The following is a 14,919-nucleotide window of genomic DNA, read 5'->3' as shown; positions in this document are numbered from 1 at the left end:
CCGGCCGCATTCACGCGGCGGCCGCCGGCCCGGCCGATGCGAACGGCCGCGTTCCCACCGGGAGAACACGGCCGTCGGCATCACGGAACGCGCGAATCACAACGGAACGCGATTCGGATCACATCTGAGCGGGAGCGGCCTGCGGCGGTGTGGCCACACCGGGGGCGACCGCACCCTCGATCGCGCCCACTCCGGCGCCGATCGCGGCACCCGCGGCGGCGGCCGGCGCCGCGATCACCGCGTAACCGATGGCGGCGCCGACGACCGGCATGACGACCAGGCCCGCGGGCAGGAACGGGATTCCGGCGATGAAACCGGCGACCGCGCCGACGACCGCGCTGGTGCTCGCGATCGGGCTGCTGACGATATTGCCCACGCTGGACCCGATCACCGCGCCGCCGAGGGTGTCCGCGGCGATGCGGTCGGAGCGCGACGGCTCGAATCCGGCCGAGTCCAGCGTCTGCGCCAGCCCCGCCTCGGTCTGCGCGGCCGAATCGTTGATCTGCGCGGTCAGCTGCGGATCGATGAAATCGGGCCGGGCCGTGACGACCGAACCGATCCGGATGGTGCCCTCGGGGGCCTTGATCGGCGCCACCGGCGGCGCCGGATGGGCGAGGTCGGGCAGATGCAGTGCGCCCGGATTCACCATGGCCGGCGCGGTGAGATCGGGGACCGCCCGAGTGCTGTTGGCGGCGTTGCGGTTCGCCGACACGGCGCCCGGGGCGGGCGCGGCGGCGGGCGCTTCGGCGGAGGCATTCGGTTCGGCGTCGGCGACCGGCGCGGCGAAGGGCGGTACGGCCGGATCGGTCGCGGCACTCGGCTGGAACTGCCACGGGTTGGCCTGCGCGACCACGCGTGCCACGGCATCCGCCGCGCCGGCGGCGACGGTCCCGGCGTCCGGCAGCATCCCGGCGGCCGGCGCCACACCCGAATCGGCGGTCGGCGCGGCCGCCCCCGCGACACCCGTCTGCCACAGCGCCACGGTCAGTGGCAACGCGCCGATGACGAGTGAGGAACCAACGCGCCGGCACCACTGCCCCGATGCCGCCGAATGCTGCCCTGCCATGAAAACCTCCAGTCGGATTTCGATCGAATGACAGTGATTCGAACCGGCCGGTGGTCTGGATCACATTCGTATCGATTTATTCCACAGCAATTTTGGGGCTATTTCGGACATATCCGCGGCACGAACGTCCGCTAATCGGCTCTGCGCAAGAGATATATGTCCATCACCCATCCTTTGGCTTCCCGAAGTTCGTTGCGGCGCCGGACGATTCGATCCTCGACCGCGCGCAGCGGACCCTCGATCAACGTCTCGTCCGGCATCCCCAGGTAGGCGCCCCACCAGATGTGCAGATCGTCGCCGGGCACCTGCGTGAACGAGCATTCGCCGTCGAGCATCACCAGCGTCGACCCGTCGGCCGCCACGCCCTCGGTGCGCAGGCGGCGACCGGTGGTGATGTGCACCGGTTCGCCGATCTCGTGCAACACGATGCGATGAGCCGCCGCCAGGGCCTGGGCGCTGGTGACGCCCGGGATCACCGCGTACTCGAATCGCGTTCCCGCGTCCAGCACTCGCTGCACCATCCGCAGGGTGCTGTCGTAGAGCGAGGGATCACCCCAGACCAGGATGCCGCCGACCCCCTCGGTGGCATCGAATGCCTCGGCCAGCAGTCCGGCGCGGCGGCGATGCCAGTCCTCGACCACCTCGCGGTAATCGGCGGCGCCCTCGACCGTGCGTTCACGCGGCGGATCGGCGATGGACACCACACGATGCTCCGGAGCGGCATGTCCGGCGAGGATCGCGGCGCGGACCTCGGTCAATTCCCGCTTGGTCTCGCCCTTGCCGATGACGAAGAACGTGTCGACCTGCCGAATCGCCTCGACCGCCTGCACGGTCACCTGCCGGGGATCACCGGCGCCGATTCCGATCACATAGAGCATGCGCACGGTGCCCCAGGCTAGCCAGCGGACCACCACGCGATGAGGGCGGTGGTCGCCCGAAGGCTAGGCTTGCGGATATGGACGGCGCGCCCGGAAACGACACTCAGTACGAGGATCTGCTGCGGCTGGTACTCGAGCGCGGTACGCCGAAATCCGACCGCACCGGGACGGGTACGCGTTCGATCTTCGGACACCAGCTGCGCTACGACCTCTCCGCCGGATTCCCGCTGATCACCACGAAAAAGGTGCATCTGAAGTCGATCGTCTACGAATTGCTGTGGTTCCTGCGCGGCGATTCCAATGTCCGCTGGCTCCACGACCACGGCGTCACGATCTGGGACGAATGGGCCGACGCGCACGGTGAACTGGGCCCGGTCTACGGGGTCCAGTGGCGCAGCTGGCCTACGCCGGACGGCACCCATATCGACCAGATAGCGCAGGTTTTGCAAACCCTGCGCACCGACCCGGACTCCCGCCGGATCATCGTCTCGGCCTGGAATGTGGCGGATCTGCACAAGATGGCGCTGGCCCCCTGCCACGCGTTCTTCCAATTCCACGTGGCGGACGGAAAACTGTCCTGTCAGCTCTATCAGCGCAGCGCCGACCTGTTCCTCGGAGTGCCGTTCAACATCGCGAGCTACGCCCTGCTCACCCATATGGTCGCGCAGCAGACGGAATTGGAGCCCGGCGATTTCATCTGGACGGGCGGCGACTGCCACATCTACGACAATCATCTGGCCCAGGTCCGCGAACAGCTGAGCCGCGAACCGTATCCGTTCCCCCGGTTGCATCTGCGGCCCGCGCCGAGCCTGTTCGACTACACCTTCGAGGATGTGGAGGTGCTCGACTACCGCCATCATCCGGCGATCAAGGCGCCGGTGGCGGTATGAGCCGCATCGGGTTGATCTGGGCGCAGACCCCGGCCGGGGTGATCGGCGCCGACAACGCCATCCCGTGGCGAGTGCCCGAGGATATCGCGCATTTCAAAACGGTCACCGGCGATCATCCGGTGCTGATGGGCCGGCGCACCTGGGATTCGCTGCCCGCGCGCTTCCGGCCGCTGCCCGGACGGCGCAATATCGTCATCACGCGGCAATCGCAGTGGTCCGCGCCGGGCGCCGAACGCGCCGACTCGGTGGCCGGCGCCATCGCACTGGCCGCCGCGGAGACCGTGTGGATCATCGGTGGCGGCGAAATCTACCGGCAGGCAATGGATTACGCGACCGACCTGATGGTCACCGAAGTCGACACCGATATCCCCGGGGACGCCTACGCACCCGCGATCGAGGGCGAGTGGCAGGTGGAGGACGCGCCCTGGTCGCAGTCGCGCTCGGGTCTGCGTTACCGGATCCGGCGCTTCGCCCGCGACACCGCCCCGGCGACCGTCGGCTGAACGGGCCCGGCAGGTCTCGAACCCGAATCGCATCGGCGAAACGCCCGACCGGGCGAGGTGGGTCCGGCATACTCAGCGATATCCAGCCTGTGACCACAGCCCCGATCCCGGCTGAACCGCGAGAGGCAGATCATGGACAAGAAATCGCTGACGGCGGCGGCTCGCCAGCAGCTGAAGCTGGCCGCGTCCGCCACGAGTGGGCGCAGTTCGCAAACCCTCTACGGCGGCCACACCCACAGCCTGCGCCAGACCCTGATCGCGCTGACCGCCGGCCAGAGCCTGGCCGAGCACGAAACTCACGGTGAAGCCACCCTGCAGGTTCTGACCGGAACCCTGATTCTGATCTGCGGCACCAACGAGTGGAAGGGATCGCCCGGCGATCTGCTGGTCATTCCGTCGGCCCGGCACAGTGTGAAAGCGATCGACGACGCGGTATTCCTGCTGACCGTCGCGAAGTGAGGCGGGTCTCGCCGGGCCGGGCCGTGCGCACGCGCTGTCGGGCGGGCACCGTACCCTGTTGATCATGGGTGAGCCGCAGCCGATCCTCGATCCGCTCTCGCGCGCCGCGATCTTCCTCGTCGCGACCATCGACGAGGGCGGTGAGCCGGTGGTGCGCGATCTTCTCGCCGATCTGGCGGGACTGCGGCGCTCGATCGGATTCCGGGTGCCGCGGACGCAGCTGTCCTGCGTGACGAGTATCGGTTCCGCCGCCTGGGATCGGCTGTTCGCCGGTCCGAAACCCGCTGAACTGCACGAATTTCCGGGCTACGCCGGGCCGAAGCATCAGGCCCCGGCCACGCCGGGCGATCTGCTGTTTCACATCAAGGGCGAATTGCCGGACGCCTGTTTCGAATTGGCGATGCTGATCGGTTCCCGGTTGAAGGGTGCGGCCACGATCATCGACGAGACGGTCGGATTCCGCTATTTCGAACAGCGCGATCTGCTCGGCTTCGTCGACGGCACCGAGAATCCCGAGGGTCCCGCCGCGGTCGCCGCGGCGCTGATCGGTGACGAGGATCCCGACTTCGCCGGCGGAAGTTATGTCGTCGTGCAGAAGTATCTGCACGATCTGGAGGCGTGGAGTTCGCTGACCGTCGAGGAGCAGCAGCTCGTCATCGGCCGTACCAAACTCGAGGATCTGGAACTGTCCGACGAGGACAAGCCGGCGGATTCCCATGTGGCGGTCAACACCCTGATCGATCCGGACGGGACCGAACGCCAGATCCTGCGCGCCAACATGCCCTTCGGCAGTGTCCGCGAGGGCGAATTCGGCACGTACTACATCGCTTACGCGGCCACCCCGGATGTCACCGAGCGGATGCTGGTGCGCATGTTCCTCGGCACCGACGAAGCGCCGTACGACCGGATTCTCGATTTCTCCACCGCGATCACCGGCACGCTGTTCTTCACCCCGGCCAACGATTTCTTCGACGACCTTCCCGACGCCCCCGAGCAGGAGGCGGATGCGGAACAGGACCTGGAACTCGGGGCAGCCGGTATCGCCGAGCTGTCCGTGGCCGCGCCTTCCGGCGACGGCTCTCTCGGTATCGGCACGTTGAAAAGGATTCCGCAATGAACAATCTGCACCGTGAACTCGCGCCGATCACCTCCGAGGCGTGGTCGGCCATCGAGGAGGAGGCGACGCGTACCTTCCGGCGTCATATCGCCGGTCGCCGGGTGGTGGACCTGTCCGGTCCGCACGGCACCGACTACTCCGCGGTCGGATTGGGACGCACCACCGTCATCGACGCGCCGGATCAGGGCGTGCAGGCCCGCCAGCGCCTGGTGGCGCCGCTGGTCGAGTTGCGGGTGCCGTTCACGCTCTCGCGCGAGGAGCTCGACAACGTCGAGCGCGGCGCCGAGGACGCCGATCTGGATCCGGTGAAGGATGCCGCCCGCAAGATCGCGTTCGCCGAGGACCGCGCCGTCTTCGAGGGCTACCCCGCCGCCGGGATCACCGGCATCCGGGCGGCCGTGTCGAACACTCCCGTCACCGCGCCGAGCGATCCGCGCCTCATCCCCGAGGCGATCGCCCAGGCACTGAGCAAGTTGCGGCTGGCCGGTGTCGACGGGCCGTATTCGGTGCTGCTGAGCGCCGATCTGTACACCGCCGTGAGCGAGACCTCCGACCACGGCCACCCGATCCGCACACATATCGAGCGGCTGATTCCCGAGGGCGAGATCATCTGGGCGCCCGCCATCGACGGCGCCTTCGTGTTGACCACCCGCGGCGGCGACTTCGATCTGCAACTGGGGCAGGATCTGTCGATCGGCTACCTGTCCCACGACGCGGAGAGCGTGCAGCTGTACTTCCAGGAAAGCCTGACCTTCCTGGTCTACACCGCCGAGGCCGCGGTCCCGCTGCGCGGCTGAGCACGGCGGAACGATCTTTCGAGGTGACACCGTGAGCGACGACGTCCCGCCGGTTTCCGGACCCGATACCTCCCGCCGGTCCCGCGGGCCGATGCGTGCGGTGCGGGCCGGTGTCGTCACCGGCCGCCGCACCCTCACCTACAGTGCGCTCGCCGTGCTGTCGGTACTGGTGATCTGCGGTGCCGTGGTGGTCCTGTTCGGAGTGAACCGGATCTTCACCGGGCTGCTGGCCGGGGCGGTGGCGGGTATCGCGCTGCTGGTGGCGCTGTTCGGTCGCGATGTCGTCGTTCTGACCGACCGCGCGATCTATCGGCGTACCCCGTGGGGCGAATCGCGGCTGGAGTGGGACCGCGTGGTGGCGGGCCGGTTCGCCCTCGACGAGCGGGCCCGCTGGTCGCTCGCGCTGGATCTGACCGGTGGCGACGAACCGCACGACGAGCTGGTCCTGCTCAGCATTCCGCCGGTGCGGCATCCGGTGTCCAACGCCTACGAACACCGCAAGCGCGAACAGGTCGCCGAGATTCGCCGGATCCTGCGCGAGCAGCGGATACCGGTCACCCTGCTGCCAGAGATCGCCTCGGCCCTGCACGAACACTGGAAGCTCGCACCGGCCGCCCAGTGAGCTCCGCGCCCGCCCGTAACGACCGTATCGTGAAGGCTCCCTCCATGATTCGCACCGCCGCGCTCGCCCACATCCGGAATCGTCGTCTGCTGCAGACACGGTCGACCGGCAAAGAGGTGTTCTACATGGCGGGCGGGAAGATCGACCCCGGCGAATCACCGGTGCAGGCGTTGTACCGCGAGGTGCGGGAGGAACTGGGAGTCGACGTGACGGCCCACGACGAGCTCGGTGTCTTCGAATGTGAGGCGTACGGGCACACGCCGGGCACCGCGCTGCACATGACCTGTTTCACCGCGGATCTCACCGGCGAACCGACGCCGACGAGCGAGATCGCCGAACTGCGCTACTTCACCGTCGGCGAGTACGCGGCCATGCCGCATGTCGCGCCCGGCTCGATGCTGGTCTTCCGGCGCCTGCACGAACTCGACCTGATCGACTGGTGACGGCGACGGGTGATCCCGTGCGCTGACCGCGGGATCGCTACGTCGTCTCGCCGCGTTCGACCGGCGCGGCGCCCTCGCCATCGACGGTCGGACGCGTCTCCTCCGGCCGCTCGAGGTCTCGGTCGCGGGCCACCGCACCGGGCGGTTCGCCAACGATCCGCTCGGCCTCGAGCTGTTCGGCGTCGGACGGAATGCGCGTGGCCACCACGAACGCCAGAAGCAGCACCACCGCAACGCCGAGCAGGGCCACGCGAGTCGCGTCGGCGAATCCGTTGGCCAGCGCGTCGGTGACCGCGGCCGGTGCGTGCTGGGCACGCAGTCCGACGATCGGGCCGCCCGCCGAATCGCGGGTGGCCGCCCCCACGGCGCCGGCCGCGCGGGTGGCCAGGCCCGGGACGTAACTCAACCGGTCGGGCAGGAAGTGGCCGAGACCGATCGAGAGGGTACTGCCGAGAACCGCCACACCCAGCGCGGCACCGGCGGGCCGGGCCGCGGCCGCGGTGATCGATCCCGGATCCGATGCCATGGCGCCCGCGCCGGTGCGCATGCTCGCCGTGAGCGGGGCGGCGGCCAGCCCGAGACCGACTCCGTAGCAGGCCAGTAGCACGGTCGGCACCCACGCCGAAATCGTCGAGGTCAACGCCAGCGCGGTCACCGCCATGGCGAGCAACGCGATCGCCAGGCCGATCCGCACCAGCCACAGCGGAGGCACCGCTCGCAGTGGTCCGGCGGTCAGGACCGCCGCGATGAGCGCGCATCCGGTCAGCACCACGAGAATCGAACCCGTTCGCAGCGTGGACAATCCGAGACAGTTCACCAGGTACAGCGGCAGCACGAAGAGCAGTCCGAACTGTGCCGCCGCGATCAGCAGGGCGGCGCCGTCACCCCAGTGCCGCGGATCGCGCAGCTGCGAGAAGTCCATCAGCGCGGCATGTTCCACCTTCACCCGATGTCGCTCCCAGAAGACGAACAGCACCAGCAGCAGTACCCCCACGCCGAGTACGAACGGTATGGGCGAGCTCGCCGATTGGGTCGACCAGGTCACGCCGAATACGGTGAACTCCCGCCGCGGCCGCAGCCAGCCGTAGCGCTGCCCCTCGATGAGGGCGAAGATCACCAGCGCGAACCCGGCGGTACTGAGCAGCCATCCGTCCACATCCGGTCCGGTGGCCGCGGCGCCGATGCGGGTTTCGGGCACGAGCACGGTCCCGATCAGTACGACCACCGCGATCGGCACGTTGATCAGGAAGATCCACGGCCAGGTGAAGGAGTCGACGAACAACCCGCCGAGTGCCGCGCCCACGACCGCCGCGGCGGCCGGGGCCACCACCCACGCGGTGAAGGCGATCACGCGGGCCCGGCCGTGGAACATCGCGGCTACCGTGCCCAAGGATCCCGCCACGACCGCCGCACCGCCGATGCCCTGCACGAGCCGTCCCCAGATGAGCGGGCTCGCCGTATCCGCGGAGGCGGACAACAGGCTGCCACCGACGAAGATCAGCACTCCGAGCGCGAAGAGGGCGCGGCGGCCGAAGCGGTCGCCGATCCGGCCGGCGGTGATCAGCAGGACCGCGAGCACCACCGAGTACACGCAGAAAACCCACTGGGCCTGGGTGAAATCGAGTCCCAGATCACCGATGATCGCCGGCAGTGAGACACCGACTACGGTGCCGTCCAGCGTCACCATCGCAAGTCCCAGCGCGAGGACCGCGAGGGCGTACCACCGTCTGGCACCGGTGGGTGGCGAACCGAGCTCAGCGTCTGTTCGAACGTGATCAGCCATGCGCCGCTCCCGTCGTCGACCGATGTCGCTGGGAAGTAACTCGTATCGGTCGAGTCTACGAGCCGAACCGGGCGAATCTCGGCAATAGGGACCGGGCGATACCGGACCGTGCGGTGAACGCGAGCGTTCGGCTACCGGATCAGTCGGAGAGCCGGCCCGCCTCGGGGAAGGTGGCGTCGCGGATGATCCGGAGACCGCTGATCAGCGCCTCGCACTGCTCCGGGGTGAGCTGACCGTAGAACCAGGTGTCGAGGATCTTCAGATATTCCGGCAGCACCTTCGCCAGGCGCGTCGCACCGGCGGCGGTGAGGGCGGCATAGGAGCTGCGCCGATCGTTCGGATCGGATTGGCGGCGGGCGAATCCGTTGCGTTCGAGCCGATCCACCAGGCGGGTGACACCGCTGGTCGACAGCTGGGCCTGATCGGCCAGATCGGTCATTCGGAGCCGGCGGCCGGGCGAGCGGCTCAGACGCATGAGCGCCGTGAAGTCCAGGACCGACAGCCCGTGCGCCGACCAGGTCGGTTCGAGTTTGCGGCGGATGCCGCTCGTCGCCTCGAACAGCATGCCGATGTCGGAGAGGCGCGGGTCGTCGAAGACGTCGGCGTCGTGCGTGTGCTCCATGCGGTCAGCCTAACGCACAGTTGTTGTGCGGATAGTTGACATGAGGAATATCTTCCATATTATTGCTGCGAGGATATTCCTCACAGCAACTAAATGGAGATGTCATGACCAGCACCTGGCTCGCCGGATTCCGCTCCGCGATCATCAGCCCCTACGAGCAGTTCCAGTTGACCGAACCCCGGGGGTTCACCGATCGGACCGTGCGCCAGGTGCTGCACATGGCCGGCGGCGGGCGGCAGCTTCGGGTGCGATTGAGCAATCGGTACGGGCGCGACGTGCTGGAGATCGGCGCCGCCCGAATCGCCTTGCGCAAGACCGGGTTCGCGGCTGTCGCCGAGACCGACACCGTGCTGCGTTTCGACGGAGCGGACCGGGTGCGCATTCCGGCAGGTGGCGAAATAGTCAGCGACGCCGTCGATCTCGCGGTGGACGGCGGCGACGATCTCCTGCTGAGCCTGTATCTGCCCGGGCCGACCGGACTCGCGACCTTCTCCCATCAGCCGATGGAGATCGCCGCCGTGGTCGCCGGTGATCACACCGCCGATCCGGACCTGTCGGAGGTCGAGGAGATCGCCTCGCGCTTCTTCGTGACGGGGGTCGACGTACTGGCCGACGCGGACACCCCCGTGGTGGTGGCGTTCGGGGATTCCTGGTTCGACGGCGCCGGCACCACGGCCGGCGCGAATCGACGCTCGGTGGACGCCCTGAATTCGCTGCTGAACCGCGGCTGGGTGGTCAATCAGGGCATCGGTGGCAACCAGTTGCTCACCGACGAGGTCGGCGAACACGCCCTGGCCCGGTTCGACCGCGATGTGCTCGCGGTGCCGGGCGTCACCCACGTGGTGGTCAATCTCGGTATCAACGATCTCGGGCTGGGCGAGGTGGCCGCGGCCGACGATCTGATCGCCGGCTACACCGAACTCGCCGCACGGTCACACGCCGCCGGACTGCCCGCCTACGCCAATACGATCGGACCCTTCGCCGGGGTGATCTATCCGGAGGTGAATGTGGATCCCGCACTGCCGGTGCGCGACGTCGTCAACGAATGGCTGCGGACCACAACCGTTTTCGACGCCGTGTTCGATGTGGCGGCCGCCGTGGCGGATCCGGGGCGGCCCGATTTCATCCGCCCGGATCTCGACAGCGGCGACGGACTACACCTCAACGACGAGGGCGCCCGCATCATGGCGGAGACGATGCGGATTCCTGGGCTGCGCTGACGGCCGGCTCTGCCGCGACGGTGCCGAGGACGGCCTCGGCGTACTGCCGGCGATAGGCCTCGGGCGTGGTGGCGAGGCGGCGGACGAAGGCGCGGTGCAGGGTCTCGCCGTGGCGGTAACCGACCACGCGGGCAATGGCGGTGACGGTGAGTTCGGAGGACTCCAGGAGCCGGCGAGCCGCTTCCAGGCGCAGCTCCGCGACGAAAGCGGCTGGAGTACTTCCGGTTTCGGCGCGGAAGGCGCGGGCGAAATGGCGTTCACTCATACCCACGCGCCGAGCCAATGCGGACACCGCCAGATCGTCGCCGAGGTGATCGGGCAGCCAGTGCTGGACGGCGCGGATCGCGGGCGTACGAGCCGGCTGCGTACGCAGCTGGGCGCTGAATTGCGTCTGCCCGCCGGAGCGCCGGGCGAAGACGACGAAGGCGCGGGCGACCTGTTGGGCCATTTCGCGGCCGTGGTCGTCCTCTACGAGAGCAAGCGCGAGATCGATGCCGGCGGAGACGCCCGCCGAGGTCCAGCGGTTGCGGTCGTGCACGTAGATACGGTCGGGCTCGACGACGACGCGAGGGTACGAGCGGGCCAGGAGATCGGCCGAACCCCAGTGGGTCGTGGCTCGGTAGCCGTCGAGCAGGCCCGCGGCGGCCAACAGCAACGCGCCGGAACACACCGAGGTGATGCGACGGGATCTGCGTGCGAGAGCGGGTAATTCGCGGACCACCTCCGCGGACACCGGTCCCGAGACCAGGCCGCCGACGACCATCAGCGTGTCGATCTCGGCGGCGGAGGAGGCCAGATCGTGCAGCGATGTTCCGACCCCGATGGTCAGACCGCCGTCGGCCTCGATCGACCGGCCGTGCGGCGAGGCCGTGACGAGGCGGTAGGCGGTCTCCCCGCCCATCGTGTTGACGGCCCCGAAAACATCCATCGGCCCGGCCAATTCGACCAGTTGCATGCCCTCGTAGGCGACGAAGACGATGGTGCGCGAGGCGGGCATTTCGCCATCATCGCAGCCGGGACGAGCGGCCGCCACGGCCGACGGCCAACCGTGGCGGGGCTCGCCCGACTCCCCCGCGCATCGGGCGATCTCGCACCGGGGTACGCACATCACCCGGCGCGCCGTACCTCGGCACTCCGGCCCCGCACCGCACACCGACCGAGAAACGGAATAATCGCTGCCGCAACATCATCCGGCAATTGCGCGTGCGGGTAGTGTCCGCCGTTCTCGATCATCTCGACGCGGCCCACCCCATCCGGCAGCGCGGCCACGATCGCATGCGCCTCGGCCTCGGGATCGGCGAAATCCGGATCGGCCGAACCCATGATCACCAGGGCGGGACAGCGGACGTCCGCCAAACGGGCATGCGCGTCGGCGGGAGTGGTGCGTCCGGTCTTCGTGAATTCCGCCCACCGGCCGGGCCGCCGCAGCAGACTCTCCAGGTCGGCGAGGTAGTGGTCGTAGTCGGCGGGCCTGGTCGGATACGCGACGTCCAGATAACGTCGCCACCACGGCATCGACTTCAGCATCGTGGTGAGGGCGAGGCGAACCATGCCCCGACGGTATCGGCGGCTGACCAGCAGAGCGCCGACGTGCAGCCGCTGGGTACGGGTGAAGGGGCCGATCTCGACGATCCCGCTCACCAGTTCCGGTGCCCGGGCCGCGGCGATGGTGGCCGACCCGCCCGACAGCGAGTGCCCGACGATCACCGCCGGGCCGCCGAAGTGCCGGATCACACCCAGCAGGTCCTCCGCCACATCGGCGCGGCTGATGGCGGCCTTCCCGGTCACCGACGGCCAATCCGCACCGGATTCGCCGTGCCCCCGCATATCCACGTTGACCACCCGGTATCCCGCCGCGGCCACCGGCCCGACCAGAAAACGGAAGTCCTGGCGCACAGTGTCCATGCCGTGCGAGAGCACCACCAGCGGTCCGCCCCCGACCACATCGCAGGCGAGCCGTCCGTGTTCGAGTGTCACGTACTCGGTCATCATCGTTCCTTCCAGCGCGAGCATCCGGTCGCGATCGCGGCCTGCTGGAATGGAACGCCGGGAATCGGGCACGGTCGATACCGACGGCCGGAAGGGTCGGGGGCGCGGCCGATATCGTCAGATCACGCCGGGATCACCGCGGCTTCACCTCGGCGAGCAGTTCCGGTCCATGGGACTCGATGCGCCGGGTGGCGAGGTGCGCACCCAGGACGGCCGCGCCGAGCCCCAGTGCCAGGCCCACCGGAAGCGCACCCCATTCGACGAGCGCGTTGCCGAGGTAGGTGCCGAGGACGAGAAGGCCCAGCACCGGCAGACCGACGATCAACTGGCCGAAGGCGACCGCGAGCTGTACGAGTGCGCGCGCACAGCCGGGATTTCCGCCGTTGCCGGCGAACGGGTTACCGCGTTGCTGCGGAAGGGGATACGCGGCATAGACCGACAACAGCATCGCGGCCGCGACGCCGACACCGAGGACCACCGGCAGCATCGACACCACCCACGGATACCACCGCGCCGCGCCGACCGCGCCGGGCAGCACGAGGGTGAGTACCACCGCCAACGGAGCGACCAGCACCAGCCAGGCGATGATGCGGCCCCGGACATCGGCACGCACCGCACCCGGAATCACCAGGGTGTGCCACAGTGCCGTGCCGTCGAAGGCGTACATGTTCGCGCTGGCCATCGCGGCCAGCCACACCACGAACACCCCCGCGAACGGCACACTGGCACCGCCGTTCTGCAGGCCGAGGAAGATCGGCAGCACCACACCGATGAGCATCAGCGGCAACAGCGCCGCTCGCCGGCGGCCGTCGCGCCACCAGGTGCGCAACTCCTTGAGGACGACCGCGCCGACGGGAGTCGGGCGGATCATCCGCTCCAGCCGGCCCGAACCAGCCTGTGCGCGAACGGGTCCGGCCGCAGCCGCGGTCGTGGTGAGGCGCCGGCGCAGCAGCACCGCCCACGCCTGCCACAGCAGCGCCGACATCGCGGCGAGTCCGGCCAGTGCCGCTACACCGAACCACCAGTGGCCCTCGTCGGCGGCCTGCACCGCATAGGGCGCCCACCCCGAGGGCAGGATCCGCAAGGTCGCGCCCAGGGCAGGCGACACATGCTCGAGGCGCGGACCCAGATAGGACATCAGTAGTTGCAGCGGGTAATAGGCGAGTCCGGTCAGAGCGGCGAGGACCACCCCCAGATCGCGACCGCGTCGCGACCGCATCGCGGCACCGATCCAGGCGAGCAATGCGCGGGACAACAGCACCACGAAGACGAGCTGCAGACACATGCCGAGCACGGCGAAAACCGTTGGTACGACGCCCAATTGGATACCGATGGCAACCAGACCGGCGAAGGCGATCAGATTCACCGCACCGGCCGGGCCGGTGAAGGCCACCGCCGCCAGCCCTACCGACAGCTGGCGATAGCTCAGCGGCAGCAGCCGGAAATGTTCGGGCTGCAGGGTTTCGTCGCTGCTGCCGGTGAGGATGGGGCCCGCCAGCCAGCCGAGCGTCCACACCGCGTACAGGGTGGCGGCCACATTGATCGCGGCCCGCGGCTCCCAGCCGTGCCCGGCGGTGGCCATCAGCACGGCCGTGCCGACGGCCGCTACGAGGCCGAAGAACAGTCCGATCCAGAAGCCGACCGCGGCCCGGCCGCTGGTCATCGCGCGGACGGTCAGCCGCCAGCGCATCCGGATCAGGACGCCAACCACGACAGCCCCTCGTCTCCGCCGATGCGACCGCCGACCAGGCGGACGAACGCCTCCTCGAGACTGCCCTCGCCTCGCACCTCGGCGACCGATCCGGCGGCGACCACCCGTCCCTTGTCGATGACCGCGAGGTGATCGCACAGATTCTCCACCAGCGCCATGACATGACTGGACAGCACCACCGATCCGCCGGCGGTGACGAACCGCTGCAGAATCGTGCGAATAGTACTGGCCGACACCGGATCCACCGCCTCGAACGGTTCGTCGAGCACCAGCAGCTTGGGCCCGTGCAACAGTGCGGTGGCGAGTCCGATCTTCTTGCGCATCCCGGCCGAATAGTCCACGACCAGAGTGTGTTCCGCCTCGATCAGCTCCAGCACCGAGAGCAATTCCTGCGCGCGCTCGGCCACCGTGCCCGGCGGCAGCCCGCGCAAAAGTCCGGTGTAGGTGAGCAATTCGCGTCCGGTGAGCCGCTCCGGCACGGCCGGACCGTCCGGCAGCACGCCGACGATCGTCTTGGCCCGCACCGGATCCGCCCACACATCGGCGCCGAAGATCTGCGCCTGCCCCGCATCCGGCCGCAACAACCCGACCGCCATCGACAACGTGGTGGTCTTACCGGCGCCGTTGGGCCCCACCAGCCCGAAGAACGACCCGGGCGGCACCACCACACTCACCCCGTCGACCACCCACGGCCCACCGAATCGCTTGTACAGCCCGCTCAATTGCAGCGCGGGCGTGGCATCGGCTTGCATATCCCCTCCTCTGCAGAGCCGCCTCTCCATGCCTCCGCGATGGAAGCCGCCCCGCCCGGTCTGTGCT

Annotated in this window: 16 protein-coding genes; 8 read left to right on the top strand and 8 right to left on the bottom strand. The window is 68.7% G+C overall.

The genetic code is table 11. The features are described 5' to 3' along the window. Positions 1 to 118: 118 nt before the first annotated feature. Both AC5592_RS22835 and cobF read right to left on the bottom strand, forming a co-directional pair. Positions 119 to 1,066, bottom strand: coding sequence for a hypothetical protein (locus tag AC5592_RS22835; protein ID WP_063065388.1), 948 nt, complete (start codon positions 1,064 to 1,066; stop codon positions 119 to 121). A gap of 131 nt (positions 1,067 to 1,197) precedes the next feature. Next, positions 1,198 to 1,950 (bottom strand): precorrin-6A synthase (deacetylating), encoded by a 753-nt coding sequence (gene cobF / locus AC5592_RS22830; protein ID WP_036505544.1) that lies wholly within the window; start codon positions 1,948 to 1,950, stop codon positions 1,198 to 1,200. 71 nt (positions 1,951 to 2,021) lie between these two features. Between cobF and AC5592_RS22825 the strand changes: the two genes are divergently transcribed. The 7 genes from AC5592_RS22825 to AC5592_RS22795 all read left to right on the top strand — a co-directional run bounded on the left by AC5592_RS22825 (position 2,022) and on the right by AC5592_RS22795 (position 6,775). Next, entirely contained in the window at positions 2,022 to 2,834 is an 813-nt protein-coding gene (locus AC5592_RS22825; RefSeq protein WP_036505510.1) for a thymidylate synthase, read from the top strand. Then, complete coding sequence (locus AC5592_RS22820; RefSeq protein WP_036505512.1) at positions 2,831 to 3,337, top strand: dihydrofolate reductase; 507 nt, start codon at positions 2,831 to 2,833, stop codon at positions 3,335 to 3,337. Before AC5592_RS22825 ends, AC5592_RS22820 begins: the two co-directional genes overlap by 4 nt. A gap of 132 nt (positions 3,338 to 3,469) precedes the next feature. Next, positions 3,470 to 3,796 carry a cupin domain-containing protein gene (locus tag AC5592_RS22815; protein ID WP_030517171.1) on the top strand — a complete coding sequence of 109 codons (327 nt, stop codon included), beginning with the start codon at positions 3,470 to 3,472 and terminating at the stop codon, positions 3,794 to 3,796. 64 nt (positions 3,797 to 3,860) lie between these two features. Further along, complete coding sequence (locus AC5592_RS22810) at positions 3,861 to 4,913, top strand: Dyp-type peroxidase (RefSeq protein WP_063065387.1); 1,053 nt, start codon at positions 3,861 to 3,863, stop codon at positions 4,911 to 4,913. Next, complete coding sequence (locus tag AC5592_RS22805; protein WP_036505546.1) at positions 4,910 to 5,710, top strand: family 1 encapsulin nanocompartment shell protein; 801 nt, start codon at positions 4,910 to 4,912, stop codon at positions 5,708 to 5,710. Before AC5592_RS22810 ends, AC5592_RS22805 begins: the two co-directional genes overlap by 4 nt. Before the next feature lie 31 nt (positions 5,711 to 5,741). Next, positions 5,742 to 6,332 (top strand): hypothetical protein, encoded by a 591-nt coding sequence (locus AC5592_RS22800; protein WP_232329504.1) that lies wholly within the window; start codon positions 5,742 to 5,744, stop codon positions 6,330 to 6,332. A gap of 44 nt (positions 6,333 to 6,376) precedes the next feature. Then, positions 6,377 to 6,775 carry an NUDIX hydrolase gene (locus AC5592_RS22795; RefSeq protein ID WP_039776410.1) on the top strand — a complete coding sequence of 133 codons (399 nt, stop codon included), beginning with the start codon at positions 6,377 to 6,379 and terminating at the stop codon, positions 6,773 to 6,775. 37 nt (positions 6,776 to 6,812) lie between these two features. Here the strand turns inward: AC5592_RS22795 and AC5592_RS22790 are convergent, their stop codons facing one another. Together AC5592_RS22790 and AC5592_RS22785 are read right to left on the bottom strand one after the other, a co-directional pair. After that, positions 6,813 to 8,558 carry an MFS transporter gene (locus AC5592_RS22790; protein ID WP_084507026.1) on the bottom strand — a complete coding sequence of 582 codons (1,746 nt, stop codon included), beginning with the start codon at positions 8,556 to 8,558 and terminating at the stop codon, positions 6,813 to 6,815. A gap of 139 nt (positions 8,559 to 8,697) precedes the next feature. Beyond that, a complete protein-coding gene (locus AC5592_RS22785; protein ID WP_036505548.1) occupies positions 8,698 to 9,180 on the bottom strand; it encodes a MarR family winged helix-turn-helix transcriptional regulator in 483 nt (160 codons plus the stop codon). A gap of 104 nt (positions 9,181 to 9,284) precedes the next feature. Here AC5592_RS22785 and AC5592_RS22780 point away from each other — a divergent pair, with 104 nt between their 5' ends. Then, positions 9,285 to 10,400, top strand: a complete 1,116-nt coding sequence (locus tag AC5592_RS22780) for a GDSL-type esterase/lipase family protein (RefSeq protein WP_063065385.1) — start codon at positions 9,285 to 9,287, stop codon at positions 10,398 to 10,400. Here the strand turns inward: AC5592_RS22780 and AC5592_RS22775 are convergent. The 4 genes from AC5592_RS22775 to AC5592_RS22760 all read right to left on the bottom strand — a co-directional run bounded on the left by AC5592_RS22775 (position 10,363) and on the right by AC5592_RS22760 (position 14,852). After that, complete coding sequence (locus tag AC5592_RS22775; protein ID WP_084507024.1) at positions 10,363 to 11,397, bottom strand: GlxA family transcriptional regulator; 1,035 nt, start codon at positions 11,395 to 11,397, stop codon at positions 10,363 to 10,365. The two genes, AC5592_RS22780 and AC5592_RS22775, sit on opposite strands and share 38 nt — an antisense overlap. Before the next feature lie 110 nt (positions 11,398 to 11,507). After that, entirely contained in the window at positions 11,508 to 12,389 is an 882-nt protein-coding gene (locus tag AC5592_RS22770; protein WP_063065392.1) for an alpha/beta fold hydrolase, read from the bottom strand. A 133-nt stretch (positions 12,390 to 12,522) separates the two neighbouring features. Further along, the gene (locus AC5592_RS22765; protein WP_063065384.1) at positions 12,523 to 14,100 is read right to left on the bottom strand and encodes a hypothetical protein; all 1,578 of its coding nucleotides are present in this window, start codon (positions 14,098 to 14,100) and stop codon (positions 12,523 to 12,525) included. After that, positions 14,085 to 14,852, bottom strand: a complete 768-nt coding sequence (locus AC5592_RS22760) for an ABC transporter ATP-binding protein (RefSeq protein WP_036505714.1) — start codon at positions 14,850 to 14,852, stop codon at positions 14,085 to 14,087. The genes AC5592_RS22765 and AC5592_RS22760 overlap by 16 nt, the downstream gene beginning before the upstream one ends. Between the last annotated feature and the right edge of the window lie 67 nt (positions 14,853 to 14,919).

Source organism: Nocardia violaceofusca NBRC 14427, assembly GCF_963869435.1.
Lineage (GTDB): Bacteria > Actinomycetota > Actinomycetes > Mycobacteriales > Mycobacteriaceae > Nocardia > Nocardia aobensis.
The sequence above is the reverse complement of the archived record's forward strand: the minus strand, read 5'-3'. Positions and strand labels throughout refer to the sequence as shown.

What these genes read in the sequence shown, in the direction of transcription:
- AC5592_RS22835 (WP_063065388.1), bottom strand. Translation starts at nt 1,066, where the DNA reads ATGGCAGGGCAGCATTCGGCGGCATCGGGGCAGTGGTGCCGGCGCGTT.
- AC5592_RS22825 (WP_036505510.1), top strand. Translation starts at nt 2,022, where the DNA reads ATGGACGGCGCGCCCGGAAACGACACTCAGTACGAGGATCTGCTGCGG.
- AC5592_RS22820 (WP_036505512.1), top strand. Translation starts at nt 2,831, where the DNA reads ATGAGCCGCATCGGGTTGATCTGGGCGCAGACCCCGGCCGGGGTGATC.
- AC5592_RS22815 (WP_030517171.1), top strand. Translation starts at nt 3,470, where the DNA reads ATGGACAAGAAATCGCTGACGGCGGCGGCTCGCCAGCAGCTGAAGCTG.
- AC5592_RS22810 (WP_063065387.1), top strand. Translation starts at nt 3,861, where the DNA reads ATGGGTGAGCCGCAGCCGATCCTCGATCCGCTCTCGCGCGCCGCGATC.
- AC5592_RS22805 (WP_036505546.1), top strand. Translation starts at nt 4,910, where the DNA reads ATGAACAATCTGCACCGTGAACTCGCGCCGATCACCTCCGAGGCGTGG.
- AC5592_RS22795 (WP_039776410.1), top strand. Translation starts at nt 6,377, where the DNA reads ATGATTCGCACCGCCGCGCTCGCCCACATCCGGAATCGTCGTCTGCTG.
- AC5592_RS22790 (WP_084507026.1), bottom strand. Translation starts at nt 8,558, where the DNA reads ATGGCTGATCACGTTCGAACAGACGCTGAGCTCGGTTCGCCACCCACC.
- AC5592_RS22785 (WP_036505548.1), bottom strand. Translation starts at nt 9,180, where the DNA reads ATGGAGCACACGCACGACGCCGACGTCTTCGACGACCCGCGCCTCTCC.
- AC5592_RS22780 (WP_063065385.1), top strand. Translation starts at nt 9,285, where the DNA reads ATGACCAGCACCTGGCTCGCCGGATTCCGCTCCGCGATCATCAGCCCC.
- AC5592_RS22775 (WP_084507024.1), bottom strand. Translation starts at nt 11,397, where the DNA reads ATGCCCGCCTCGCGCACCATCGTCTTCGTCGCCTACGAGGGCATGCAA.
- AC5592_RS22770 (WP_063065392.1), bottom strand. Translation starts at nt 12,389, where the DNA reads ATGACCGAGTACGTGACACTCGAACACGGACGGCTCGCCTGCGATGTG.
- AC5592_RS22760 (WP_036505714.1), bottom strand. Translation starts at nt 14,852, where the DNA reads ATGCAAGCCGATGCCACGCCCGCGCTGCAATTGAGCGGGCTGTACAAG.